Genomic DNA, 23,636 nt, shown 5'->3' with positions numbered 1-23,636 from the left:
ACATACTGACAACCGTCGGCGACTAGAGATAGCCCAGATCCGCCAGTCGACTCTCGACTTCCTCATCGGAGACGTTGCGTTCGAGTTCGTCACCGTACTCGGGATAGGATGTTGCGCCGATATCATCAACAACCGGCAGCACGCGACCATCCATCCGGTCGCTGTACTGAATCCCCATCGCGGCCATGATCGTCGGGGCAACGTCGTACAGATGGGCGTCCTCGAGCGAGGCGGTCTCATCAATTCCTTCGCCCATGGCTGCGAACACACCGTCGAGCTTGTGGTTCCACGGCTCGGTTGGTGGGCCGAACTGTTCACCCAGTAGCTGTGCAGAGATGAAATACTCGAAATCCTTTGGCACAGTGACGATATCAACGGCGCTTTCGGTGAATTCGCCGTTGTAATACTCCTCTCTGGGTGCAACCGTCTCGAACATCGGCTCGCCTTCGGGAGTCTGGACGCCTTTTAGTAGATCGATGAGCTCGGAGCGAACGTCTTCGTACTCCGATTTGGGAACGACCCCCTCGGGTTCACGTCCTTTGAGGTTGATCCGGACGCCGAGTTCAACCCGGGCACGCATATACGCCGTTGAGGCCGGAAAATCGACCTGCTCGCTCGCCGTTCTGGCGACGTTGTCCGGAACGTAGGGCTTGATGAGCGAATCGAGTCCAATTGAGCGCAGCGACTTACCAACGCGAGAGGCAGTGAACCCGTGTTTTGCGATCGTTGCGGCGAATCGCTCAAAGATGTTTGGCTCCCACGTTTCCTCGTTTTCTCCCTCACGAAGCTGGCTCCGGATCGGATTCCAGGACGGCATCCCCTTTCCACCCTGTGTCGTCTCGACGTAGCCCTCATCGTGGAGGAACTCGTTGACCCGGAACTCCTGTTTGTCGTAGGGACCCATCCCATGGTCGCTGGCCAAAAACACCTGTTCGGCGTCGCACTCCTCAAGCAGTTTTCCGACCTGGCGGTCGGTTTCCGCATACACCTGTTTTACTTTCTCCCAGTCGCCCAGGAATTCGTGAAACACCGTGTCCGTCTTCTGGAACTGCACGAATCCGAAATCCGGCTCGAACTCCCCCTCGAGATACCGGAAGGCCTCTCCATGCATTCGAACGAGCGACGTGTACTCGTCCATTTTCTCGCTGTCCGTCCACTCCTGGTCGTCGCGTTCGTACTTCGGATAGACACGATACTCACCGATCTCGTCCATCACGTCCTCAAGGATGCCAGTCGGATGTGAATCGGGATGCTCCGGTCCAATGAACCCTGGAATGATTGCACCGTCGATTTCGTCCGGCGGATGTGTCACTGGGACGTTGACGACGACGCTCGAGAGGTCGTGTTCCTCAAGAAGCGTCCACATCGCGTGTTCGCGAACGTGGTCTGCGCTCACGACGTGCCAGTCGTAGCCATCGTAATCGACGAAGCCAAATGTTCCGTGTTTGCCAGGATTGACGCCCGTGTACATCGAGGGCCAGGCACTCGGCGTCCACGGTGGAATCTGTGAAGACAACGGTCCGACGGCACCGTTCTCACAAATTGACTGGATGTTTGGAATAACATCGTCTTCGATCAATCGATCGAAGACCGGCAGACATCCAGCATCGATCCCAATCAACAACGCCTTCATCTTGTGGTCGGTCATCGAATCTCACCCTCTACCCGCATCGTCGTCTGATATTCAGTGGTCGTTTGCGTATGAATCATCCGTTTTAGAATCGCGTGATATAATCTTGATGTGACTGACATCCATAGGGTTCTCATTGTTGTTTCGAAACGCCCTGCGGACACTTATTCATTCCTTCATTGCGACGATGGCGCGCCCGAATTACGCGCCAGGTTGTGTGCACACTGTAACTTCCTCGTTGGTGTACACGACATCACGGTTGCCGCCACAGACCTGTTCCGGGCGGACCTGTGGGCTCTGTCCCGTCGACGTGTGGTTGTACAACAGCTGGAAGACGGTTGCCCCACTTTGCTCGTACTCGCGATAGATGAATCCATCCGAGTTGTTTTTCACCTCCAGTCCCTCGCTGTTTTCACCAACACGCCCGGAGACGAAGCCGTTGCTGTTATCGTACAGCCCAATCGGAACACCATGTCCCTCTGTGGACGAAATCGATCTCCAGTACAGTGTTCGGTCGAACACCGTCTGATATGGGTGATCGGTGGCCCAGTACATCGTGTTGTTCTCATCGCGTGGGGCGGTGTACTGTGACATTGCATCGACCGCTGCGAGCTCGGCGTTCGTGTAGCTGTACCGGGGTTGGGTCCCTTCGAACGGCGGACTCTCTAGTGTGCTGTCGCTCGAAAACATCGATGCAGCGGGGAATATGAGGATGAACACCAGCAGTACCGTGAGTACGATCGATGGCTTCGTGTTATCCACGAGATAGGCGAGCCCAATCGCACCAATGACAGCCATCGGAGCAGCAACGAAGGGGAACCACCGGCCCGGAACGAACGTCCGAATTCCGAGCATCGGAAAGACAAACACGAAGATGAGCATCGCCACCGTGGCGACCACCGCCGTGAACGTCGCGTGTGAGATATTTTCCTGTCGAATAATGTAATAGCAACCAACGATCGTCAGCATGAGCACGAGCAGAAAGCCAAGCACGTCGAGATACTCGACGAACGTCTCCATCATCGTTGGCGCTGGAAGCACGGATTCAGGGATGTTGCCCTGTGAAACAGTTCCAGTATCACCTGCCTCAACTGCCTCCTCAAGATAGCTCATCATCACCACGAGGAACGAATTCCCACTCTGTGGTGTCAACGACCACATGAACGTCATCAACCCCAGGTCGAACACCATGAGCCCCGTGAGATTCACCGACTCACGCGTCGACGACCGTTTCCAGGTTCCTTGACCGATATCAAATACACCGAGGCTGATGAGGAAATACGCAATCAACCCAGAGCCGGTGAACACCACCATAATGAACGAAGAGATCTGGTGGGTGAGAATGACGGCCACGCTGAAAAACACGACGAGAAGGAAATCTCGTGGGCGATAATCGATCCGCAGCATTCGATCGAGTGCGTAGAAGATCGCCAGGAAGAACACCAGCCCGAGACTCGTCGGGATGATGTGAATACCCCACTCAATCACCGTCGCGCTCATCGCATAAATCGCAGTGGCGAACACTGCCCAGCGTTTTTCGACGAAAAAGGTCGCAGTCGAGTAGATCAACACCACTGACAGCGGCATTGCAACCCCCAGCACGAGATAAAGTGCGGTTTTGATCGGCACGTCGAGCAACAGGCTCGAACCGACCACAAGCAGGTGATAGAGGGGTGCAGCGTAATACTTTCTGTCGTCGATCGGCGCGAGCGAACCCGCCTCGCGTATGGCGGTCGACCAGTCGGCCGCGTGGGACCAGATGTCGATTCCGATGTATCCCGGGGTGGTGTAGAGCGCGCTGAACCGAACGACGACACCGAACAGAATAATCAGAAACAACAACAGCGTTGGCGAGAAATACTCCTCATCAACGAACAGTATCAACACTAACAGGCCCGCACCGACCACGGCGGCAATGTAGTAGAAAATCATCCCACGGCCGCCCATCAGGCCAGCAAGCGCGAGCAACACCGCACAGCCGACGACGATCGCCGACGGCAACAGCCGAGACATCCGTGGTGATAGCACGGGAAGTTCGCCGGGAAACTCAGACCGCGCTGCGATCAGATACAACAGCGACGCGGTAAGAAGCACGGCTGGAAGGGTCCGGACGTACACATCGTCGAGGAACAACTGCACTGGCAACAGAGCAAGCGCTGCCAGTAGTCCAAGCAAACCGGCAATGATATCGAGACGGCCGTTCCGAGCCATCCCGATGAGACCTGGTCGAGTACTCATCGATTACCGATCAATCGTCGTCGGCAGGAATGGCTTTCGACTCGGTCCGACCGTTTTTCGACACCGTCGAGGTTGTCGGCAGGGAGGTTGGGGATTCTCGGACCTGGACCCCTTTGTCTTCGTTCTCGTTGCGGTCAAGCACCATCGCCGAGAGGAGCAAGACGATTCCCGACAGCATAGTGAAAAACCAGTTGTTGGACTCCTCACGCCGGCGGGTAATTCTGGAGACGAGTTTTCCCGCTCCAAGACCCATAACGCCCGCACCGAGGTAGTACGCCGCTGCGAACGGCCGGAAGTCTTTGAGGATGTACTTCTGGTTCACTCGCCACAGGAATCGGTGCAACAGCATGAACGATACCTTGGGCACGTACTCCGTGTAATTGATGTGGCTTTTCCAGTCGTCATCGTAGACCGTTTCGGCCGAGTGGACGACATCAGCAACGCGACAGTCTGCCAGATTGAGTCGGACCAGCAGATCGTTGCAGTAGCCATAATACTCGTACATGCCATCGATGTCCACTCGCTGGAGTGCCTCCTGTGAGATGGCTGTGTAACCGTTCTGTGGATCGGAAATGTTCCAGTAGCCGCTGGAAATTTTCGTGAGTAACGAAAGGATGGTGTTGCCGACCAGCCGCAGGCGCGGCATCGCATCAAGCGTTTCGAATTTCATAAACCGATTGCCCTTTGCGTAGTGGGCTTTCCCTTCGACCACTGGATCGATGAACTTCGTCAGCACGTCCGGATCCATCTGACCGTCACCCCCCATGACGGCCGTCACGTCGATACCGTCCTCCAGCGCCTGGAGGTAGCCGGTTTTAATTGCCCCTCCGACGCCCCGATTCACCGTGTGCTGAATCGGAACGACGCGGGCATCGTAACCGTTCGTCGCCGAGTGCTCAGCGTTGTACTGCTTTGCATACTCGGTTATCTCAAGCCACGTGTCGTCAGTCGAACCGTCGTCAATGACATACGCTCGATCTACAAATGAGGGTAACGTCTCAATCACCTCACCTACATAGCCTTCTTCGTTGTACGCCGGTATGACGACGCCGATCGTGTGTTCGTGGTACATATATCGCGTGTCTACTCTCTCGTCTCCTGTGTGATGAGAAGGGATAGTCAACTCCACCCCCTAAACCCGGAGACCCGGTCTTACTAGATGCGTAGTCTGCTACAGTCTTATTATCGTTTCTAGTTCGAACGACAGACGCGTGACGGACATCTTTCGGGAGTGGAGCCGTGATACCCCTCGATTTGCCCGTACCACAGCAATACGTACATGCTTTATGGTCGCACGTACCATTCCCGCCAAGAATGGTATCTATCACTACTCATGATGATGATATCTGTCTCCATTCACGATGATATCGAACCCAAAGGTGTCAAGAGCACCGAGCGGTGAGCCCAGCTATGGCACCTGACGACCGGACGGCGGGCGGGCGACGACTCGATGTTGGATTCGTTCCTGCGGAGGTTCCGGGGGCCTCTGGAACGGGCGCAGTCCGCACGTCTCGCCTGCTCATTCAGCGACTCTCTGCGTATCACGATCTCACCGTCTACATTTCGAGTCAGATGGACGCCAGCGACGCGGTCCTTCCCGCCACCGACCGAGTTGAGTACGTCGTTCACGACTCGCTCAGTAGGCTTCCACACCCTCTCCACGAGAAGATTGACACCCTGCAGACGGAGATCGATGCGATGGAACGCCACGACCTCGTGCACTCGTACTCCTCGGCGTTCATTCCGATTCTTGCCCAGCTCGAGACGCCCACACTCTCGACGCTCAATTCGTATCTCCCGGTTTGTCCGAAGGCCGATATGATGTATCACGGCGAAACGAAATGTTCCGGACCAGCGCTCCGAAAGTGTGCGAGTTGCATTCCGATTACGGCGCTCAAGCGCCGACAGGGACTCGACGCCGAGTTGCGCTCGAGTTACGTCTCATTCGGGCAGATCAGCTTCGTTCGCGATTCGATCGCCCACGCCGACGATGTCGATGCGTATCACGCGCTTTCGCCGCATATGGTTGCAGATTACGGAGCGCTTTCGTTTCCCCAGGATCGAATCGAAGTGATCCCTCACTTTTACGATGAATCGTTTGCGACCATCGATACACAGCCCGCCAGCGTCCCCAACCCGAACGAAACGGAGGGACCCATCCGGTTGTTGTACGTGGGCGCACTCCAGGATATCAAAGGGGTTGATGGGCTGCTCCGTGGAGTGCGCACCCTCGTCGATCGCGGACACGACGTTCGCCTCGAGATTGCCGGGACGGGACCGCTCGAAAACCGGTTGCACGAACTCGCCGACGAACTCGAACTCGCTGACGATGGTGCGGTGAAATGGCTTGGCTACGTCGATCACGACATGTTACCGGACGTGTACGACCATGCCGACGTGTTCGTATACCCAGGGTTGCTCGACGAACCGTTCGGTCGCGTACTGCTCGAAGCGTTGTCGACTCGCACGCCGATCCTTGCGAGCAACGTGGGGAGCACCGACTACATCGTTGGTGCGGCCGGCCAGCTGTTCGAGGCAGGGTCGGCACGCTCGCTGGCAGACGCCTTCGAACGACTCATCAGCGACTACACAGACCATTACGCGGCGATCCCCGACCAGCTCAAGACGTTCACACCAGAAACCGTAGAGCAGGCGTTCCTGGATCGGTATCTCGACGTTGCCGAGTCCAGCGTCTGAGTTACTGGGGTGGAACGTCTACAATTCCAATCGTCCAGTTTTCTGTGGCGCTGTTGATGCCGTCGACGGCACAGCGCCAGCCCTTGTTGGGGCCAAGCCACCATGGATCGAACGTGTGCATCCCTCGGTTTGCCCACGACGCGGAAAATTCTTCGAGCGTGGGCGATCCCCGGACCTCCCGGTCGGCGTATGACCGGGGCGTCAGCCTGGACACCTCATAACAGCGGATCTTATCGCCGTAGTGTGCCGCAAGGTCCTGGAAGTAGAGAAACAGCCGGCCCCCCGCAACGATCGGCCGGCCGCCCTGTCGGGCAGCCTCGACCCGACCCGTCACTACCGGATTCTGTGGATGTGGCGTCCATCCATCCACGCTGAGCGAGTCGTTGTAGTAGACCATAATGGAGTCGTTGCCTCGATCGGTGAACAGCCACCAGCGACCGTTGTAGTTGACGAACGTGGGGTCGTGCGGGTAGTAATCCACGTCAATCGCCTTTCCGAGATGTTCCCAGTCGGTCGGAAAGTTCGTTGCACGATACAGCTCGACGCGCTTGCCGTTGGGGGGACAGGTGTAGTACTCCCCGCGGTGTTTCCACATCAGAGGAAACGACAGATGCTTTCGATTCGACATCACAACCTGATTGTAGGTCCACTCAAGGCCGTCCGGGCTTCTCGCGTGACCGATCGGCGCGTCCTTATACCGACTCGAATTGAGGATCTCAAAGAACATATGCCAGGTGCCGTCCTCAACGAACAAAAACGGATCCGCCACGTAATCGACGTTCCCGTAATCGGTTACGTCGCTTGCTTCGAGCACTGGCGTCGCATCCGACGGTGAAAATCGGACGCCGGTTGGTGGCGTCACACTCCCGGGTGCATGCGGTGTCTGTGGGATCGTCCGGCCACGATACAACGATCCTGATGGCTGAGGATTGCTCCCCGGTTCCGTGGCTGTGGCCGTCTCGGTCGGCGAATCAGCTGCCGTCGATGTGGCAGTGTCCGTCTCCGAATCGACAGGTACTGCAGTATCGTTGGCCGTGGGCTCTCCAGGTCCCAGCGGAGATGCAGTAGACGTTCCTGGCGTCGGTGCGTCCGTCGGATGACGGGTCGCCGTTTCGCTGGTCGGCGTCTGAGTGTCCCCCGAAGACGCGTTAGAATATATGGTTTGACAGCCAGCAAGCGCAGACAGGGCAGCAGTGCTCACGAGAAACTTCCGACGGGTCCAATCCATGTTCCTGATGAAACTTCCAGTCGAAAATTAAGTTTGTGTTCTACTTCCGTTTTGATATGTGGTATCTTCTAACAGTATTCGGGATTGCATTCTTGTTGATGAAATTTTTCAATTTCATAATCATGGGAAGATTGCGAACAGAACCAGCATCCAGCAGTTGGATTATAAAGTGTTTTGTCCCTGTTGGGTGAGTGTACGATCGATGAGTCGCCCACTCAGTCGTCGTCGGTTACTTGCGACGATAGGAGCTGCTGGAACGTTTTCGGTCGCCGGATGTTCGGGGGTCCTCAATACGGGCCCGGATTCGGGTAACACGGCAGACCGCACCGAATCGAACGGAGATGGATCGTCGAACGGCGCCAACCCTGCGGACCCTTCGACACAAACTTCAATTCCAGATGGACCGGTCGGCGACGTGATCGATGATTTCGAGAACTCGGTCTCCGACCGGTGGGAAGCGGTTGCCGGATCTATGCGTGTCGACAGCAATTCACCTGCGAAAGGATCACAGGCACTGGTCCTCGAAGGAACTGAACAGGTACAACTTACACAATCATTTTTCTCAGACGACGAGTCAGATAGTGGGGTCGATCTCTCTGCACACGATCTTTCGATGGCGGTCAGGTTCGAGGAACCTACCCGCGGAAAGATTCAGATACACGCCCGGTCGATCGACGGTACAGAGATCGTCGCCAAGCGATATCTCCCAAAAGAACTGGACGGCTGGACGCAGCTAGATTTCGGATATACGGGCGAATCCGGTTCCCCATCGCTTGATTCGATTACCGAAATCGTCGTTGCAGTTCACACCGAGGGGGGCCAATCAATCACTGTTGGCATCGACGAACTGCGAAAGATTCCAAAAGCAGACACTGGCAAAGTTATGTTCCAGTTCGATGACTCCGTCGCAGATGCGTACGAGAAGGCATTTCCGGAGCTCAAAAAACGTGGCTGGTCTGGGGGCATAGCTGTCATGCCCGAAGTCACAGGCAAAGAAGGCCGACTCTCGCTGGAAAATATGCAAGAGATGGCTGAGGCCGGCTGGGACATGATGAGTCATACGAGCATCGATAAACTCCCGACACGACCGGAACAGGAACAGAAATCAGCAATCGAAGAATCGAAGGCATATCTCACTTCGAACGGGTTCGAAAAGGGAGCACGCCACTTCGTTGCACCGAACGGACGAGTCGATGAGACGACGATCGAGCAGATCTCCAACAACCATCTGGCAAACTACATGTTTGGTGGCTGTCCAGCGAATGCAAAGCGGCCCTCCAACATGTATACGATCCCCCGTGTGATGGGAAAATCTCCGGATGAGGTAGTGGATCTGGTCGATCTCGCTGCAAAGCACAATCAGCTCGTAATCATCCAGTATCACCACATTGGTGCGGACGCACCGACCTCAATGGAAGGGTTCAAGCAGGTTGTTAATCACGTCGAAAAAGCAGATGTAGAGGTCGTTTCACCGTCTGATTTCGTTGATTCAATCTGAGCAGCGCGGTCGGTGAGGACGACCCAAACCACACTTAACGACGTATCGCAAACCATCGCTCACCAATGGATGTTCAGCTTCTTGAGTCTACACCGGAGCCAGAACGGGTCATCTGCACGGCCGCAAGAAACGATTATTCGAGTGCGTTCGTGGGTGAGCAGTCGTTTGCGACGACGATGGAACCGATTAACGGCGAGACGATCGAGGATAAAAAGCACTCGCTGATCAGTCGGTTACTCAAACACGGTCACTTTGGACCGTTCGAGCACGCCCACGCTACGTTTGCCGTCAAAGGGATCAGCCGGTCGTGTATGGCACAGCTCACCCGCCACCGTCACGTGTCGTTCGACGTACAGAGCCAGCGCTACGTGTCGTTCGACGATGTCGATCCAGCGGACGTTCGTGATGGTGAGCTAGTGGTGATGCCACCATCTGTCAGTGATCCCGACTGGATCGGTCGAAATCAACAGGGCGGCACGACAGATTCAGAGACCATCGACCAGCGAACCGCGGTGTTCAAAGAAACGGTCGCGAACGCCGTCGAATCATACCAAACGCTGCTCGATCTCGGCTTGCCCCCCGAGGACGCCAGATTCGTCCTGCCGATCGGGAGCAAGGTCAACGTGGTGATGACGATGAACGCACGAATGCTCATGCACGTCGCGGATATGCGAGCAGCGGCCGACAGTCAGTGGGAGATCCGAGAACTCACCGAACAGGTGCTTGATCTCGCCGCTGACTGGTGTCCAATCACGTTCGAGCACTACGAGTCCGAAATGAAAGGACGGAAGAATAGACTCGCCCCGTGAGCGTCCCAATCTGGCGTTCGAAAGCAAAATTTTACGAGGGCGAATATGTTCGTTGTCCGAACGGTACTGAGCGCAGGCCATCGACAAGTCACACCTGTTTTATATCCCCACGTGAAGAGTAACGAACGATGCTACGGTTGGTCGCCGCAGTGGCCCTCGTGATCACTGCGATGGGTGTGTCACCGGTCGCCGACACCCGACCGGTCGCTCACCAGTCGCCGAGTTTCGACGATCCCTCGCTTCTCGAAGACGAAGAGTTCGGTCGGAAAACGTTCTCCGTACACGTCTATGAGAACGGATCGGCGCGCTGGACACACCTGTATCGACGCGATCTACCGTCTGGCGATGAGCGCGAGCAGTTTCTGGCCTTCGCAGAGCAGTTCAACAACGCGCCAAACAACGAACTAAAGCGCCAGTTCACGACCAACGCACGGGAGTTGACGCAAACGAACAGTAATCTGACCGGGCGGACGATGAACGCCACAGAATTTCAGTATGACGCACACCTCGGTCGGCTCAACAACTCAGGGGTCGTCGAGCTTTCGTTCGTCTGGACGAACTTCACACAACAGCAGGGAAATGAACACACCGTCAGCGACGTGTTCGACAGTGGGCTGTTTCTCGGACAGGACCAACGGTTCGAACTCACCTGGAGTGAGAATCTTACGGTCAAATCAGTCACTCCAAAGCCCGATGAGCGTTCTACAGATACAATCACGTATACGGGAACGAGTGGAGGCCGTGTGTTCTACGATAAACGGCCGAAGATCGTTTTTGTGCGTGCTGGAACACAGGGTCAGTATGTGAAAGGCACCACGAACGATGGCCTTCCATGGGAGCTCATCGGTGGTGCGGTCGGATTTCTCCTGCTGGCAGCAGTGATAGCTGTCCGTCGCACAGATCTGCTCCAGCGTAGACATACCGAATCCGAGGGCGAAAAAGCGCCGCCTGCTCGACACGAGTCCGAGTCATCGATCACCGACGCCGATCTCATGACCGACGAGGATCGAGTCGTAGCGCTGCTCAAAGAAAACGGTGGCAGAATGAAACAGGTGCAGATCGTTGAAGCCACAAACTGGTCGAAATCAAAAGTGAGCATGCTACTTTCCGATATGGACGAGGACGATAAGATCAGCAAACTTCGGGTCGGCCGCGAGAACATCATCAGCCTCGCTGGCAACGAACCGGACGCCGTCCGTTCACCCTTTGAGGACAGCTAACCCACAACACCTGGGAAAAATCGTGGGAATCGTCGTCAAACATCATATAACCAACTAGTAGGAAGGCGTTGCCATCTGTCGATTCTGGACATCATTCTCGACTATACGATTATTTTGTTCAGAAAGGCAGGTATTTATGCAATGGGTTCATGGAATATACCACGAGAGTCACACACGAGTGTTAGCTACCTCGACTGCGATTCGAGTACGGCTCTCGGGGTGAGTGTACGCATGCAATCGACGGAGGCAGACGGGTATGATACGGACGAGCAGGAATCGGGCGACAAAGAGTCGGCAGAGTGGCTCTGGGAAGACCGGGTGACCGGGTTTCTCGAAACGGTCGACGATCTGGCCGAGACCTGTCTCAACCAGGTTGTTGGATCGACGGTGGTCGACCACGTTCACGTCGACAACCTCGCCGACATCGATGATATCAGCGATTTTCACGAGACTCTGTCCCCACAGCAGTTCATTGAGGGGAGCGGCGAGTACGATCTCGACTGGGAGACAGAAATCGACGACGGTGAGATTGCCGAGGTGTATCTCACTTGCCACGCAGAGCACGTCGATACCGACCGGGAGGTCTCCACTGAAGTCGACGTTGCGATTGTCATAAGTGCGGACGACCCCGAACCGGAGACTGTCACCGAGCCACACATTATCCATCGGCCAACGAGCACGTAGGCTCCTGTTCCGTTCGATACGACCGCCTGTCGGAGAGGAGAGGATATTTGAACGACGATTATTGCGGACTAAATCGCACACCAACAGTACGACAGACAAAATAATAGCGTCGGCTCAAAGCGTTTCTTCGACGAAATCAGCCACAGCGGACGGCGTATCGCCGACGGGAACGCCAGCGTCGTCGAGTGCCGCAATTTTGCTTTCTGCTGTGCCCGTTCCAGAGCCGCTGACGATCGCTCCGGCGTGGCCCATCCGTTTGCCAGGCGGTGCGGTTCGACCGGCAATGAAGCCGACAACCGGGGTGGAAACGTTTTTATCGATGTACGAAGCGGCTGCTTCTTCGTCTTCGCCGCCGATCTCGCCACACATCACGATGGCGTCCGTGGCGGGATCGTTCTCGAACAACGCCAGCGCGTCGATGAAATCCGTGCCGATGATCGGGTCGCCACCAATACCAATGGCGGTCGACTGCCCGATCCCACGCTGAGTGAGATTATCGACAACCTGGTAGGTGAGCGTCCCCGAGCGCGAGACGAGTCCAACGTTGCCCGATTCGAAGATGTTGCCCGGAAGAATGCCGAGTTTAGCCTGTCCAGGCGTAATGATCCCCGGACAGTTCGGGCCGATGAGTCGGGTATCAGTCTCGCCAAGGCGGCGGTAGACCCGTGCCATGTCCTGTTGTGGAACACCTTCAGTGATGGAGACGACAAGATCAACGTCAGTGTCAAGCGCTTCGAACATCGCATCCCCAGCAAAGGCGGGTGGAACGAACACGACGACAGCGTTGGCGTCGTGTTCGGTCGTTGCAGTTTCGAGCGTGTCGTACACTGGCACGTCATGGACGGTCTCACCGCCGCGGCCTGGGACCGCTCCTGCCACGACGTTCGTGCCGTACTCGATCATCTGCTGGGCGTGGAAACTTCCTTCCCCACCGGTGATTCCCTGTACTACGACGCGCGTGTCATCGTCTACGAGTACACTCATTAGTTTGTCCCCTCTGCGTTTTCGACGGCGTCCTGGACGGCCGATTCGAGCGTTTCCTCGACGGTGACCAGTTCCGTGTTCAGGATTTCTCTGCCTTCGCTGGCGTTGGTGCCCGCAAGTCGTACGGTGACAGGCTTTGGAATCGTCTCGAACTGTTCGAGCGCTTCGTTGATTCCTTTGGCCACCTCGTCGCCGCGAGTGATGCCACCGAAGATGTTGAAGACGATAGAATCGACGTTCTCATCGGAGAACACCATGTCGAGCGCGTTGGCAACTCGCTCTGCTTTCGCGCCACCGCCGATGTCGAGGAAGTTTGCCGGCGCACCACCGTAGTAATCCACGATGTCGAGTGTGGTCATCACGAGGCCGGCACCGTTGCCGATGATGCCCACGTTACCCGACAGTCGAACGTAATCGAAGCCGTACTGGTTGGCCTTCCGTTCGAGATCGTCGTTAGCGGCCTCGTCTTCCATCGCTTCGAGATCGTCGTGTCGGAAGAGCGCGTCGTCGTCAATATTCATCACGGCGTCTGCAGCAATAATCTCGTTATCCGCCGTGACCATCAGCGGGTTGACCTCAATCGAGGTTGCGTCTTTTGCAGCCCAGAGATCGTACAGCGTCGAAAGGACGCGCGCAACGTCGGTTGCTACCTCGCCAAGTCCGGCCTTGAACGCCGCCTGGCGTGCTTGATACGGATGCATGCCAAACGCCGGATCGATGTGTTCGCGAACGATCGCCTCGGGGGCTTCCGCAGCGACCTCCTCGATGTCAACGCCGCCCCGGGCCGACACCATTGCCACTGGCTTTCCAGCGGACCGGTCCATCGTGACGCCAACATACAGTTCGTTGGTGAAATCAACGGCTTCTTCAATTAGTACGGACTCGACAGTGAGTCCCTTCAGATCCATTCCGAGAATCGCATCTGCCGCCGAACGGGCCTCGGCTTCGTCTTCTGCGAGTTTGATCCCGCCTGCTTTTCCGCGTCCACCGACGTGGACCTGCGCTTTGATGGCGACGGGATATCCGATCGAATCGGCCGCATCGACGGCTTCCTCGACGCTCGTTGCGAGCTGTGAGGACGGCGTCGGAATGCCCGCTTCTGCGAACACTCCCTTCGCCTGATGCTCATGAAGCTTCATCATATACTGGGTCGGTCGTCGTGTGCATAAATCCAGTCCATTTGTCGTTGGACATGGTGTTTTTTCATGAAGGATTCGACGCCTTCCTGGGAAGGAACTCGCTACCCGGTCGATCGTCGGTTTGTTCGCTGTGAATGCAGTTGGATCTGTCCCAATTTGTTATATCGTAGCAGCCGATTGTCCGAGTATGCGTGCAGTTCAATTTCACGAGCACGGCAGTCCATCGGTGTTACAGTGTGAGTCGATCGAGTCACCGACGCCCTCGGCCGGAACGGTGCTGGTGTCGGTCCGTGCGGCCGGCGTCAATCCGGTCGACACCTACTTCCGGAGCGGGGAGTACGCGGTTCCGGAGTTGCCGGCAATTCCTGGCACAGATCTTGCCGGCGAGGTTGTTGCGGTCGGAGCGGGGGTAACGGCGTTCGAGTCCGGCGATCGCGTGTTTGCCACCGGACTCGGTGGTGATGGATCCGGAAGCTACGCCGAGGAAGTCGTTGTGCCAGTCGATCAGGTGGCAATGTTGCCGGATGGCGTCTCCTTCGAGACGGGGGCTGCTGCCGGCGTCGTCGTCGGAACGGCCTGGCGTGCACTCGTCGATCACGCGGCGCTCACGGCGACTGAAACGGTGTTGATCCAGGGAGCAAATGGTGGCGTCGGTCATGTTGCGGTGCAGCTTGCGGCGTCGATGGGCGCTCGCGTGCTCGCGACCGCGCGTGAACCGTATCACGATCGACTCGAATCGCTCGGAGCCGATCACGTGTTCAGTTACGACCGCGACGATCTCGCCGGCGCGATCACCGACGTTGGCGCGCCAGATGTGATTCTAGAGACGTTCGTCGACGAGTATCTCCAGTTCGATGCCGACGTTGGTGCAAACGGCGTTCGCGTGGTCTGCATCGGCAATGCTACCAACGAAGCCTCGCTCACATCGGTTAACACGGCAAAGAACAAGGACGTTCGATATCAGTTCATGACGCTGTTCAACGCGCCCGATATGAGTGCGATCCTCGAACGGGTGGCGGCACTGCTCGACAGTGGCGATGTGGTTCCACAGATCGAGCGGAGCTACACGTTCGAGGATGCAGATGCCGCCCAGCGAGACGTGCTCGAAGAAAGTTTCCTCGGCAAGCTCGTGCTTGTCCCGTGAAATGACTCAGACGGCCATGGATGCAGATGAGGCGTTCGCGCTGGTGAGCGACGGAACCCGCCTTTCGATCCTCCAAGTGCTTTCTGACACTGGGGGGGATGGGCTCAGCTTCGGCGAGCTCAGAGCGCGCGTGGACGTGGCCGACAGCGGCCAGTTCAACTACCATCTAAAACGTCTCGTCGGCACCTTCATCAGAAAGTCCAACGGGGGCACGTACTCACTCACGACCGCAGGCAATCGATTGGTCGGTGCGGTTTTGCGTGGCGTCTACCACGATCGGGGCGGACGCCGCGAGTTCACACTCAACGCGCCGTGTCCGGACTGTGGCGGATCGATTCCGGTTATTTATGACGATGAGCAGCTCTCGATCGGCTGTCCGGAGTGTGAGTCGTTCACAGCAGAGATCACATTCCCGCTACCGCCGGGAATGCTACGCGTGCGCGATGATGACGAGCTGCTCAACGGCATCGACGGCTGGCTGCGTGCACAGCTCCGTGCGGCCGTTGGCTCGCTCTGTCTGAACTGTGCGGGAACGCTCACCGTTGCACTCACGAACGACACCACCCTCGTCGATTTCGAGGGGCCGTTCGTCGAGTGTCGCTGCGATCGGTGTGGGCGCACGCTCCTCACGTCGATCAGCGAATTTCTCGTATTCGAACCAGCCGTCGTCGGATTCTTCCACGACCACGGGGTCGATCTCGTTCGAACACCATTGATTGAGCTCCCACTGGTCTGTGACACCACCACGACGATCGTCGAGACCGATCCACTGACTGCTCGGACTCGATTTGCCATCGCGGACGAGCAACTCGACGTCACGATCGAGGCCGACGGGACGACTCACGCCGAGTGACCCACAGGAATACCCAACAAATCCAACAGAAGCATGGTTCGGTCTAGTCTATTACAGAAATGATATTCTGCTAACATCTTTTGCGCTGTGGACTGACCGTCGGCATATGCGAGCTCTGTTTCAGAACGTGACGTTCCGGCGGCTGTTCATCGGTCGATTGCTATCGAACGCGGGCGACAGCCTCTACTACATTGGAGCGATGGCGTTGGTGTATGATCTCGGCGGCTCTGTGGTGTACACCGGCCTGGCGGGGTTTTTGACGCTGTTTCCACAGGCACTGCAGTTTCTGACCGGGCCGCTGGTGGATCGGTGGTCGCTTCGTCGGGTGCTCGTTTGGAGCCAGCTGTTCCAGGGGCTCGTCGTGCTGGTGATTCCGATCGTGTACTGGACCGGCCAGCTGACGATTACGGTGGTGCTGGTGGTAATGCCGATCGTGGCGATGGCGAGTCAGTTCGTGTATCCCGCACAGAGCGCTGCACTCCCACGGATTGTCGCCGAAGATGAGCTCGTCAGCGCAAACTCGGCGTTTTCGACGGCCTACCAGGGGACGGACGCAGCGTTCTCTGCGCTTGGCGGCGTGCTGATCGCGATTTTTTCACCGATCACGGCGTTCGTCTTCGACGTGCTCTCGTTTCTCGGAACTGGCCTGCTGTTCGGCTCGCTTTCGATCCCACCCGCGGACGAGGCCCCTTCGAGCACCGGCGAACAGCCGTCGTATCGGACCCGCCTGTTGGACGGGTTGAACTACGTGCGGGGAACGGTGCTCGTGGCGTTCATTGGGGTTGCAGCGTTCGTCAACGGTCTGTTAGCGGCCGCGATGGCCGTCCTGCCAGCGTTCGCCGACGGCGTTGGTGGATCGAGCGCGTACGGGCTATTGCTCGCTGGGCTCACCAGTGGGCTATTGCTCGGTGCGCTGTCCGCTGAACCGGCGAAACGGTTCTCGCTCTCGCGACTGATCGTCGTCGGATTCACGTTCGGGGGCTGTTGCTGGCTGGCCGGCGTTGCGATCCACTGGCTGCCAGCGACGGTGGTGCTCTTTTGTTGTTCGCTGGTGCCGGCCGGCATCACCAACGTGCTTCTCAGCGCTATCGTCCAGACGCACGTCCCCGAACCGTTGGTCGGTCGCGTGAGTTCGATCATGGGATCGGCCTCTGTGATAGCGATGCCGATCGGCTCGCTTAGTGGGGGCCTTCTCGGTGAACTCTGGGGCGTCCAGACCGTCATCGCAGGTGGAGGAATCGCAATGATTGGACTCGCAGTGCTCTGGGCTGGACACCCGCGATTGCGAACGCTCGGGCCGATCGAAGCGCTCGATCCACAGCGCTACGGACTCACAAACAGTTCATTGTCGCCCTAGATTTATTCTGCGATAGATTGAGAGAAACATATGGCGCGATCCGTCGAATTGGATTTCACCGACGAAGTGGTGGTCGTCACAGGAGCGGCTGGCACCCTCGGAACGGCCGTTGTCGAGCAGTTTACGGCTGCTGGTGCGACTGTTTGTGCAACCGACATCGTTGAGGAGAATGACGTTGATGCGCTTCCAAAGCGCGCGCAGTTCTACCAGGCCGATTTTACTGACGAATCATCCGTTGTTCAGGCGTACGAAACAATGAAAGATGACCACGGCGAGTTCGACGCACTCTGTTCGATCGCTGGCATGTGGCAGGGAGGAACACCAATTCAGGAAACCAGTATCGACACCTTCGAACAACTGTTCGCCGTCAACCTGAGGACGCTGTTTCTGGCGGCAAAACACGCCATTCCGAGTTTACAACGGACGAACGGGTCGATCGTTGCCGTCTCTGCGCGCGCCTCGCTAGAGGGTGGAGAGGGCGATGGCCCATATCGGGCCGCCAAAGCCGGTGTTCGACGAATCATCGAAACGATCGCCGAAGAACAGTCTGGCGAACTCAGGGCGAACGCCGTCATGCCCAGCGTGATCGATACGCCAGCCAACCGAAACGCAATGGAAGATGCTGATTATGAAAAATGGGTCGACCCAGCAGATATCGCTGAGACGATCGCCGTCCTCTGTTCTCCAGCCACCACGGTGACAAGCGGAGCAGCCATCCCCGTGTATGGCGAGGCGTAGGGCTATTTCGACCCTTTTATACTGAAAATACAACTGAATTTTGTTCGATCCCAGATTATCGTTCGGCAATTAGTACAAATATATCCGACAACCATATCTAAACACGTGTTTGTTCTAACCTGTCAAATATACATTGATGATGTTCTGATTGATTCGGCATATCATGGTCTACATACTGCGGTTTTGAATTATTACTCCACTGGCACTGTGGGACAGGTTGCCACGTGTCGTATCGTGGAGTTTAAATAGATTCATTCGCTCGAGCAAATGTTAATGGCTGAACGAGAGACCTGGACAACTCGACTTGGATTCATTCTGGCAGCCGTGGGGAGTGCTGTTGGTTTAGGTAACATTTGGCGATTCCCGTTTCTCGCCGCCGACTCCGGTGGTGGGGCATTTTTGGTCATCTACCTGATCGCGATCGTCGTGATCGGGCTCCCGGCGTTGCTCGCGGAGTTCGTGATCGGGCGTCGGGCACAGGTAGATGCCATCGGGGCGTTTAGAGAGATCGGACATGGATCGTGGCGCTTTATCGGCGCAATTGGTGTTCTGGCGAGTTTCTGGACGCTGTCGTACTACAGCGTGATCGGTGGCTGGGTGATTCGCTACATCTTCGGCAGCGCCACTGGCTCGGCGTTTCAGAACACTGGCGAATACTTTTCTGCGGTCTCGATGGGACAGGGGGCGATCATTCTGCACGTGGTGTTCATGCTCATCACGATCGGGATCGTTGCGCTGGGCGTCGAGCGCGGGATCGAGACGGCAACAAAGCTGATGGTTCCCTCGATCGTGCTCTTTTTGCTCGGCCTGGCGGTGTACACGTTCTTCCAGCCGGGTGCAATGGAAGGGTATCAGTTCCTCTTCAATCCTGACTTTTCGGCTATCACCGACGAACCGACGACGATTATTCCAGCTGCAGTAGGACAGGCGCTGTTCTCACTGTCTGTTGGGTTCAGTGTGATGATCACCTACGCGTCCTATCTGGGCGACGATGACGATCTTGCCACCGATGGGATCTCGATTGCCATCACGAACACGTTCGTCGGGATTCTCGCTGGCGTGGTCGTGCTCCCGTTGTTGTTTGTAGGGAACACGTTTGCGACCGGCGCAGGTGGCGGTCCCGGTGCGGTGTTCGTCGCAATTCCGATCGCACTCTCGAAATTTGGTGGGTTCGGACAGCTCCTCGGTGTGATCTTCTTTTTCGTCGTGCTGATCGCAGCGCTCTCTTCGGCGATCAGTTTGCTCGAAGCACCGGTTGCCTATGTCGTCGATGAGTTCGATATTCCGCGACTGTACGCGACGCTAGGAATTGGTGGGGTAGCGTTCCTCCTTGGAACGCTCTCGGCCTGGGACACCGCCTGGCTCACGTGGTTCGACAACATTGGCGTCTCGTTGCTTCTCCCATTGGCAGTGCTGTTCGTGGTGATCTTCGTTGGCTGGATCATGGGCAACACTGCGGTCGAGGAGCTGCAAAAGGGTCTTGCGAGCCCTACACTCGCAAAAACATGGCTCTGGGGACTGCGAACGTTCGTGTTGGTAGCCGTCATCGTCGTGGTGTTGTTGAACCTCCACGATCTCTTCATCACGGCTGAGACCGGAACGTACTACGTTCCACCGCCGCTGCAGTGAACGGTGTGCGCTATCTGACGTGATAGGTGGTGTCGGTCGGAAGGAACCGACCAAGATCCGCCTGGCGTTCGTACTGGTGTCGTTGCAGTGACTCCAGTGTAGAGATGAGCGTTGCTCGGTCCCCGTCAGACCACGCAGCCGGTTCACGGATTGGATAGACGAGAAAGCCACTGCCACGGATCTCCGTGGCGTGGAGCTCCGCCATCGACGTTGTAGCAAATGAACGGGGGGTAAACGTCTCTAGCACGTGGCGTGTGGGTCGCTCACCGACGGGTAACAGGACGTGCGCTGCAATCGCGCGGAGTTCGGCGTCGAAAAACCGCTCCAGGTCGGTGTAGGAAGCAGCTGTTGGCGTCCCATCGGCAACACAGAAATGAAGATATGAAAAGAACGTCTGGCCGAGCGTCGGACGCACGCCAGGCGACTCAACGATACCGGCCTCGAAAAGCGCCCGCTGGAGTTTGAGCCCCGAATCGCTGGTGAACGGCACACCCGACTCTGTGCCGCCGTGAACCCCCGGATGGTCGCCGATAACGTGAAAATCCGCATTTGCGTCGCCATAGCCCGGCACGAACGACCCACACGGCGGAGACATGCCGAATGGATTGCTCGTTCGATCAGTTACGTTTTCCACAGAGCCTCCTAGGGGAGGAACGCTAAATTTCACTCGGTTCGAACAGTGTTCCGAGAAGCTTTCCGGTTCGGTATCCTTTTGCGGATCCTGGCGAAAACTCCACCAATCAGCTATGACCATGGACGAGAAAATCGAGGACGTACGCGAACGAAAAGAACGTGCACGCCTCGGCGGAGGCCAAGACCGAATCGATGCTCAGCACGAGAAAGGAAAGATGACCGCCCGCGAACGGGTTGAGTACTTTCTGGATGACGGAACGTTCGAAGAGTTCGACCAACTCCGGACGCACGATTCCGATAACTTCGACCTGGGAGAGACGAAGATTCCCGGCGATGGTGTGGTGACGGGCTACGGCGAGGTGGATGGTCGGACGGTGTTCGTCTTTGCGCACGATTTCACGGTCTTTGGTGGATCGCTCGGGAAAGTGTTCGCCGAGAAGGTCTGTAAGGTGATGGATCGAGCGATGGAAGTGGGCGCACCAATCATCGGGCTCAACGACTCTGCAGGGGCCAGGATTCAGGAAGGCGTCGAATCGCTCGCGGGATACGCCGACATCTTCCACCGGAATCAAAAAGCAAGCGGCGTCGTACCACAGATTTCGGCGATCATGGGACCCTGTGCTGGGGGGGCGGTCTACTCACCCGCGATTACGGACTTCATCTTTATGGTCAAAGAGACGAGCCACATGTTCATCACCGGCCCCGACGTGATCGAGACGGTCACCGGTGAGGAGGTCGGGTTCGAAGAGCTCGGTGGTGCACAAACACACGCCAGCGAAAGCGGTGTCTCGCAGTTCTCGGCCGACGCAGAGCAACAGGCGCTCGATGAGATTCGGCTGTTGCTCTCGTATCTCCCACAGAACAACGTTGAGGACCCACCACGCGTCGAACCGTGGGACGATCCGAACCGCCAACCCGAAGAGCTGTTGGAGCTGGTCCCAGACGAGCCACAGAAACCATACGACATGACTGCGGTGATCGAGAACATCGTCGACAGCGATTCCTTTTTCGAGGTGGCATCCGAGTACGCCCGGAATCTCATCACCGGCTTTGGCCGGCTCGACGGGCACAGCGTCGGTGTCGTGGCCAACCAGCCCCGAGCGAACGCCGGAACGCTCGACATCGACGCGAGTCTGAAGGGCTCACGATTCGTCCGGTTCTGTGATGCGTTCAACATCCCGATCGTGACGCTCGTGGACGTACCAGGTTTCATGCCCGGCACCGACCAGGAACACAACGGGATCATCAAACACGGAGCAAAGCTTCTCTATGCCTTCTCTGAGGCGACCGTCCCACTGTTGACGGTAATCACCCGGAAAGCATACGGCGGTGCGTACGACGTGATGGCCTCGAAACACATCGGAGCGGACGTGAACTACGCCTGGCCAACCGCAGAAATTGCCGTGATGGGCCCGCAAGGTGCGGTGAACATCCTCTACGACGACGAGCTAGAGGCGGCTGAGAACGTCGAGGCCCGCCGACAGGAGCTCATCGATGAGTATCGTGACGCGTTTGCGAACCCATACACCGCAGCCGACCGTGGTTTCGTCGATGACGTGCTCGAACCACCAGCGACACGCCAGCGGTTGATAGCTGATCTGAAGATGTTGCGATCGAAGCGCAAAGAACAACCATCCAGAAAGCACGGCAACATCCCACTATGAACGTCTCGATCAACCGCCCGACGACGGTCAGCGACTCCGAAGGCGCGGTGATCACGGCTGCCATCCTCCAGCACGTTCAATCGATGCGAGCCACCGAGTCCGATGGGGACAAAGCGCGGGCTGGCTGGGCGAACGATCCGTGGCAGTTCATCGGGCGACTCGAAGCGACCGGTGTACGTGGGCGTCGAGTGCCACAATCTGCACCGGCTGACAGTTGGACTGCAGCCAGTCGGCTTTAAGAAAGCAGATCGGTGGGCAGAGCCCACCGAAAGACGAGAATAAAACCACGGTGAGAGAGGGGGGAGGAATCGGAACGTCGGACACAGAGATGAGAGGCTTGTTTGCCGGACCAGTCGGCAACAGAGCCTAGGGATGTCAGTCTTGGGGGGATTGTGTCCAACTACGCCCGATCCAATTAGAGAACTAACGTATTCCTATAAGTGTTTTGTGGCTATAACAAAACGACACGGACGCCATCGGGCTACGTGTGAGAGAACGATTTTCCATCCCGGGCGTCAGCATCGAGTCGTCGAATCGTTGCCTGGGCGTTGCTGGCATCGTAACCAAACAGCACGTCTTTTGCGTACGCCTGTGCGACCGTCGTCGCTTTTCCGAGTGCATCCACGTCGACATCGACGGCATATAGTTCGATGCTGAACGGTGTTTTTAGACGGGAAACAAAGCCCTTGGCGAGCGATTCGAGCCAGTAGGTGGTCGAATAGGCCATGTCGTAGATCGGAATAACGAACTCATCGATCATTTCGAGCGCTGTTGGATCGATCCCGGTTCGTTTCTGGAGATGGCCGGGATACGGATCCGGATAGAGCGTGAGATACAGCCGACCGGGAACGATATCGCGAACGTCCTGGAGGAACGATTCGATGACCGATTGTCGCCAGGCAAATCTGTCCGTGAACTCGCTGTCGCCAAATGCCTGATTGCACCGATCACAGTGGCAGTACTCCGGTCGTGGAAAGCCCACGTCATCAAGTCGGAGATCGGGACTGACCGCGACACACTCTTCGATCGTTGCCAACACTCCCTCGCGGTATCGGTCGTGCGTTGGACAGATGTGCGCCCAGTCGAAATACGGCTGCTCTCGAGTGGCCCGCTCGCCAGTTTCGCTCACTGGGACGAGTGCCGGAGAGTCGCGAGCCGTGGCGTTGTCCGCGAAACACGACACCATATTGACGACATCCGGCTGGGGCTGTTCGGCGCGTCCGCTAACGGATTTGGCCTCAAAAAACGCGGTATCGAACGCCGGCCAGTGGAGTTCGCCCTCGTTACGGGTGACGACACCGTACATACTGACGGATTGGAGGAGCGATGGGGTAAGTCGTTCGTTCGCTCCGTTGGTGCGACCAGCGTCCGTATGTCGTGGCGAGTCTCGTCTCGCTACTTTTTGAGAACGACTGCGCCGATAATGACTGCGATCAAGGCGAACGCAACGAGTACTTTCTTGGACATCGCCTGAGGGTTGTTTCTGCGCCA

At 57.0% G+C, this 23,636-nt stretch carries 20 protein-coding genes; 12 read left to right on the top strand and 8 right to left on the bottom strand.

All coding sequences use genetic code 11. The annotated features are described in order from the left end of the window. Window positions 1-22 precede the first annotated feature (22 nt). From JXQ78_RS00945 to JXQ78_RS00935, 3 genes are all read right to left on the bottom strand, one after another. Window positions 23-1,648, bottom strand: a complete 1,626-nt coding sequence (locus JXQ78_RS00945) for an alkaline phosphatase family protein (protein ID WP_330631602.1) — start codon at window positions 1,646-1,648, stop codon at window positions 23-25. 183 nt (window positions 1,649-1,831) lie between these two features. Next, complete coding sequence (locus JXQ78_RS00940) at window positions 1,832-3,868, bottom strand: hypothetical protein (protein WP_330631601.1); 2,037 nt, start codon at window positions 3,866-3,868, stop codon at window positions 1,832-1,834. Window positions 3,869-3,878: 10 nt separating this feature from the next. Further along, a complete protein-coding gene (locus JXQ78_RS00935; RefSeq protein WP_330631600.1) occupies window positions 3,879-4,940 on the bottom strand; it encodes a glycosyltransferase family 2 protein in 1,062 nt (353 codons plus the stop codon). A 338-nt stretch (window positions 4,941-5,278) separates the two neighbouring features. Between JXQ78_RS00935 and JXQ78_RS00930 the strand changes: the two genes are divergently transcribed. Further along, window positions 5,279-6,565, top strand: a complete 1,287-nt coding sequence (locus JXQ78_RS00930; RefSeq protein ID WP_330631599.1) for a glycosyltransferase — start codon at window positions 5,279-5,281, stop codon at window positions 6,563-6,565. 1 nt (window position 6,566) lies between these two features. Here the strand turns inward: JXQ78_RS00930 and JXQ78_RS00925 are convergent, their stop codons facing one another. Beyond that, window positions 6,567-7,793 (bottom strand): glucosamine inositolphosphorylceramide transferase family protein, encoded by a 1,227-nt coding sequence (locus JXQ78_RS00925; RefSeq protein ID WP_330631598.1) that lies wholly within the window; start codon window positions 7,791-7,793, stop codon window positions 6,567-6,569. Between the two features lie 202 nt (window positions 7,794-7,995). On the opposite strand from JXQ78_RS00925, the gene JXQ78_RS00920 reads away from it, so the two are divergent. The 4 genes from JXQ78_RS00920 to JXQ78_RS00905 all read left to right on the top strand — a co-directional run bounded on the left by JXQ78_RS00920 (window position 7,996) and on the right by JXQ78_RS00905 (window position 12,004). Beyond that, window positions 7,996-9,291, top strand: coding sequence for a polysaccharide deacetylase family protein (locus JXQ78_RS00920; RefSeq protein ID WP_330631597.1), 1,296 nt, complete (start codon window positions 7,996-7,998; stop codon window positions 9,289-9,291). A 65-nt stretch (window positions 9,292-9,356) separates the two neighbouring features. Next, window positions 9,357-10,100: an FAD-dependent thymidylate synthase gene (gene thyX, locus JXQ78_RS00915; RefSeq protein ID WP_330631596.1), complete on the top strand. Its 744-nt coding sequence runs from the start codon at window positions 9,357-9,359 to the stop codon at window positions 10,098-10,100. Window positions 10,101-10,228: 128 nt separating this feature from the next. Then, window positions 10,229-11,320, top strand: a complete 1,092-nt coding sequence (locus JXQ78_RS00910; protein WP_330631595.1) for a helix-turn-helix transcriptional regulator — start codon at window positions 10,229-10,231, stop codon at window positions 11,318-11,320. A gap of 231 nt (window positions 11,321-11,551) precedes the next feature. Next, the gene (locus tag JXQ78_RS00905) at window positions 11,552-12,004 is read left to right on the top strand and encodes a hypothetical protein (RefSeq protein ID WP_330631594.1); all 453 of its coding nucleotides are present in this window, start codon (window positions 11,552-11,554) and stop codon (window positions 12,002-12,004) included. A gap of 114 nt (window positions 12,005-12,118) precedes the next feature. Here the strand turns inward: JXQ78_RS00905 and sucD are convergent, their stop codons facing one another. After that, the gene (gene sucD / locus JXQ78_RS00900; protein WP_330631593.1) at window positions 12,119-12,988 is read right to left on the bottom strand and encodes a succinate--CoA ligase subunit alpha; all 870 of its coding nucleotides are present in this window, start codon (window positions 12,986-12,988) and stop codon (window positions 12,119-12,121) included. Continuing rightward, window positions 12,988-14,127, bottom strand: coding sequence for an ADP-forming succinate--CoA ligase subunit beta (gene sucC, locus JXQ78_RS00895; RefSeq protein WP_330631592.1), 1,140 nt, complete (start codon window positions 14,125-14,127; stop codon window positions 12,988-12,990). Before sucC ends, sucD begins: the two co-directional genes overlap by 1 nt. Before the next feature lie 187 nt (window positions 14,128-14,314). Here sucC and JXQ78_RS00890 point away from each other — a divergent pair, with 187 nt between their 5' ends. The 5 genes from JXQ78_RS00890 to JXQ78_RS00870 all read left to right on the top strand — a co-directional run bounded on the left by JXQ78_RS00890 (window position 14,315) and on the right by JXQ78_RS00870 (window position 19,848). After that, window positions 14,315-15,271 carry an NADPH:quinone reductase gene (locus tag JXQ78_RS00890; protein ID WP_330631591.1) on the top strand — a complete coding sequence of 319 codons (957 nt, stop codon included), beginning with the start codon at window positions 14,315-14,317 and terminating at the stop codon, window positions 15,269-15,271. 1 nt (window position 15,272) lies between these two features. Further along, complete coding sequence (locus tag JXQ78_RS00885) at window positions 15,273-16,124, top strand: winged helix-turn-helix domain-containing protein (RefSeq protein WP_330631590.1); 852 nt, start codon at window positions 15,273-15,275, stop codon at window positions 16,122-16,124. A 106-nt stretch (window positions 16,125-16,230) separates the two neighbouring features. Then, a complete protein-coding gene (locus JXQ78_RS00880; RefSeq protein ID WP_330631589.1) occupies window positions 16,231-17,481 on the top strand; it encodes an MFS transporter in 1,251 nt (416 codons plus the stop codon). Between the two features lie 30 nt (window positions 17,482-17,511). Then, entirely contained in the window at window positions 17,512-18,219 is a 708-nt protein-coding gene (locus tag JXQ78_RS00875; RefSeq protein WP_330631588.1) for an SDR family oxidoreductase, read from the top strand. Window positions 18,220-18,492: 273 nt separating this feature from the next. Next, window positions 18,493-19,848, top strand: a complete 1,356-nt coding sequence (locus JXQ78_RS00870) for a sodium-dependent transporter (RefSeq protein ID WP_330631587.1) — start codon at window positions 18,493-18,495, stop codon at window positions 19,846-19,848. Window positions 19,849-19,858: 10 nt separating this feature from the next. Here JXQ78_RS00870 and JXQ78_RS00865 read toward each other — a convergent pair whose 3' ends face one another. Continuing rightward, window positions 19,859-20,482 carry a uracil-DNA glycosylase family protein gene (locus JXQ78_RS00865; RefSeq protein WP_330631586.1) on the bottom strand — a complete coding sequence of 208 codons (624 nt, stop codon included), beginning with the start codon at window positions 20,480-20,482 and terminating at the stop codon, window positions 19,859-19,861. A gap of 112 nt (window positions 20,483-20,594) precedes the next feature. Here JXQ78_RS00865 and JXQ78_RS00860 point away from each other — a divergent pair, with 112 nt between their 5' ends. Together JXQ78_RS00860 and JXQ78_RS00855 are read left to right on the top strand one after the other, a co-directional pair. After that, window positions 20,595-22,145 (top strand): acyl-CoA carboxylase subunit beta, encoded by a 1,551-nt coding sequence (locus JXQ78_RS00860; protein WP_330631585.1) that lies wholly within the window; start codon window positions 20,595-20,597, stop codon window positions 22,143-22,145. Beyond that, the gene (locus JXQ78_RS00855; RefSeq protein WP_330631584.1) at window positions 22,142-22,384 is read left to right on the top strand and encodes an acc operon protein; all 243 of its coding nucleotides are present in this window, start codon (window positions 22,142-22,144) and stop codon (window positions 22,382-22,384) included. Before JXQ78_RS00860 ends, JXQ78_RS00855 begins: the two co-directional genes overlap by 4 nt. Window positions 22,385-22,626: 242 nt before the next feature. Here JXQ78_RS00855 and JXQ78_RS00850 read toward each other — a convergent pair whose 3' ends face one another. After that, a complete protein-coding gene (locus JXQ78_RS00850) occupies window positions 22,627-23,451 on the bottom strand; it encodes a hypothetical protein (protein WP_330631583.1) in 825 nt (274 codons plus the stop codon). Between the last annotated feature and the right edge of the window lie 185 nt (window positions 23,452-23,636).

This window comes from Halocatena halophila (genome assembly GCA_027563145.1).
GTDB lineage: Archaea > Halobacteriota > Halobacteria > Halobacteriales > Haloarculaceae > Halocatena > Halocatena halophila.
This window is presented reverse-complemented; position numbering and strand designations above follow the sequence as displayed.

What these genes read in the sequence shown, in the direction of transcription:
- JXQ78_RS00945 (WP_330631602.1), bottom strand. Translation starts at nt 1,648, where the DNA reads ATGACCGACCACAAGATGAAGGCGTTGTTGATTGGGATCGATGCTGGA.
- JXQ78_RS00940 (WP_330631601.1), bottom strand. Translation starts at nt 3,868, where the DNA reads ATGAGTACTCGACCAGGTCTCATCGGGATGGCTCGGAACGGCCGTCTC.
- JXQ78_RS00935 (WP_330631600.1), bottom strand. Translation starts at nt 4,940, where the DNA reads ATGTACCACGAACACACGATCGGCGTCGTCATACCGGCGTACAACGAA.
- JXQ78_RS00930 (WP_330631599.1), top strand. Translation starts at nt 5,279, where the DNA reads ATGGCACCTGACGACCGGACGGCGGGCGGGCGACGACTCGATGTTGGA.
- JXQ78_RS00925 (WP_330631598.1), bottom strand. Translation starts at nt 7,793, where the DNA reads ATGGATTGGACCCGTCGGAAGTTTCTCGTGAGCACTGCTGCCCTGTCT.
- JXQ78_RS00920 (WP_330631597.1), top strand. Translation starts at nt 7,996, where the DNA reads ATGAGTCGCCCACTCAGTCGTCGTCGGTTACTTGCGACGATAGGAGCT.
- thyX (WP_330631596.1), top strand. Translation starts at nt 9,357, where the DNA reads ATGGATGTTCAGCTTCTTGAGTCTACACCGGAGCCAGAACGGGTCATC.
- JXQ78_RS00910 (WP_330631595.1), top strand. Translation starts at nt 10,229, where the DNA reads ATGCTACGGTTGGTCGCCGCAGTGGCCCTCGTGATCACTGCGATGGGT.
- JXQ78_RS00905 (WP_330631594.1), top strand. Translation starts at nt 11,552, where the DNA reads ATGCAATCGACGGAGGCAGACGGGTATGATACGGACGAGCAGGAATCG.
- sucD (WP_330631593.1), bottom strand. Translation starts at nt 12,988, where the DNA reads ATGAGTGTACTCGTAGACGATGACACGCGCGTCGTAGTACAGGGAATC.
- sucC (WP_330631592.1), bottom strand. Translation starts at nt 14,127, where the DNA reads ATGAAGCTTCATGAGCATCAGGCGAAGGGAGTGTTCGCAGAAGCGGGC.
- JXQ78_RS00890 (WP_330631591.1), top strand. Translation starts at nt 14,315, where the DNA reads ATGCGTGCAGTTCAATTTCACGAGCACGGCAGTCCATCGGTGTTACAG.
- JXQ78_RS00885 (WP_330631590.1), top strand. Translation starts at nt 15,273, where the DNA reads ATGACTCAGACGGCCATGGATGCAGATGAGGCGTTCGCGCTGGTGAGC.
- JXQ78_RS00880 (WP_330631589.1), top strand. Translation starts at nt 16,231, where the DNA reads ATGCGAGCTCTGTTTCAGAACGTGACGTTCCGGCGGCTGTTCATCGGT.
- JXQ78_RS00875 (WP_330631588.1), top strand. Translation starts at nt 17,512, where the DNA reads ATGGCGCGATCCGTCGAATTGGATTTCACCGACGAAGTGGTGGTCGTC.
- JXQ78_RS00870 (WP_330631587.1), top strand. Translation starts at nt 18,493, where the DNA reads ATGGCTGAACGAGAGACCTGGACAACTCGACTTGGATTCATTCTGGCA.
- JXQ78_RS00860 (WP_330631585.1), top strand. Translation starts at nt 20,595, where the DNA reads ATGACCATGGACGAGAAAATCGAGGACGTACGCGAACGAAAAGAACGT.
- JXQ78_RS00855 (WP_330631584.1), top strand. Translation starts at nt 22,142, where the DNA reads ATGAACGTCTCGATCAACCGCCCGACGACGGTCAGCGACTCCGAAGGC.
- JXQ78_RS00850 (WP_330631583.1), bottom strand. Translation starts at nt 23,451, where the DNA reads ATGTACGGTGTCGTCACCCGTAACGAGGGCGAACTCCACTGGCCGGCG.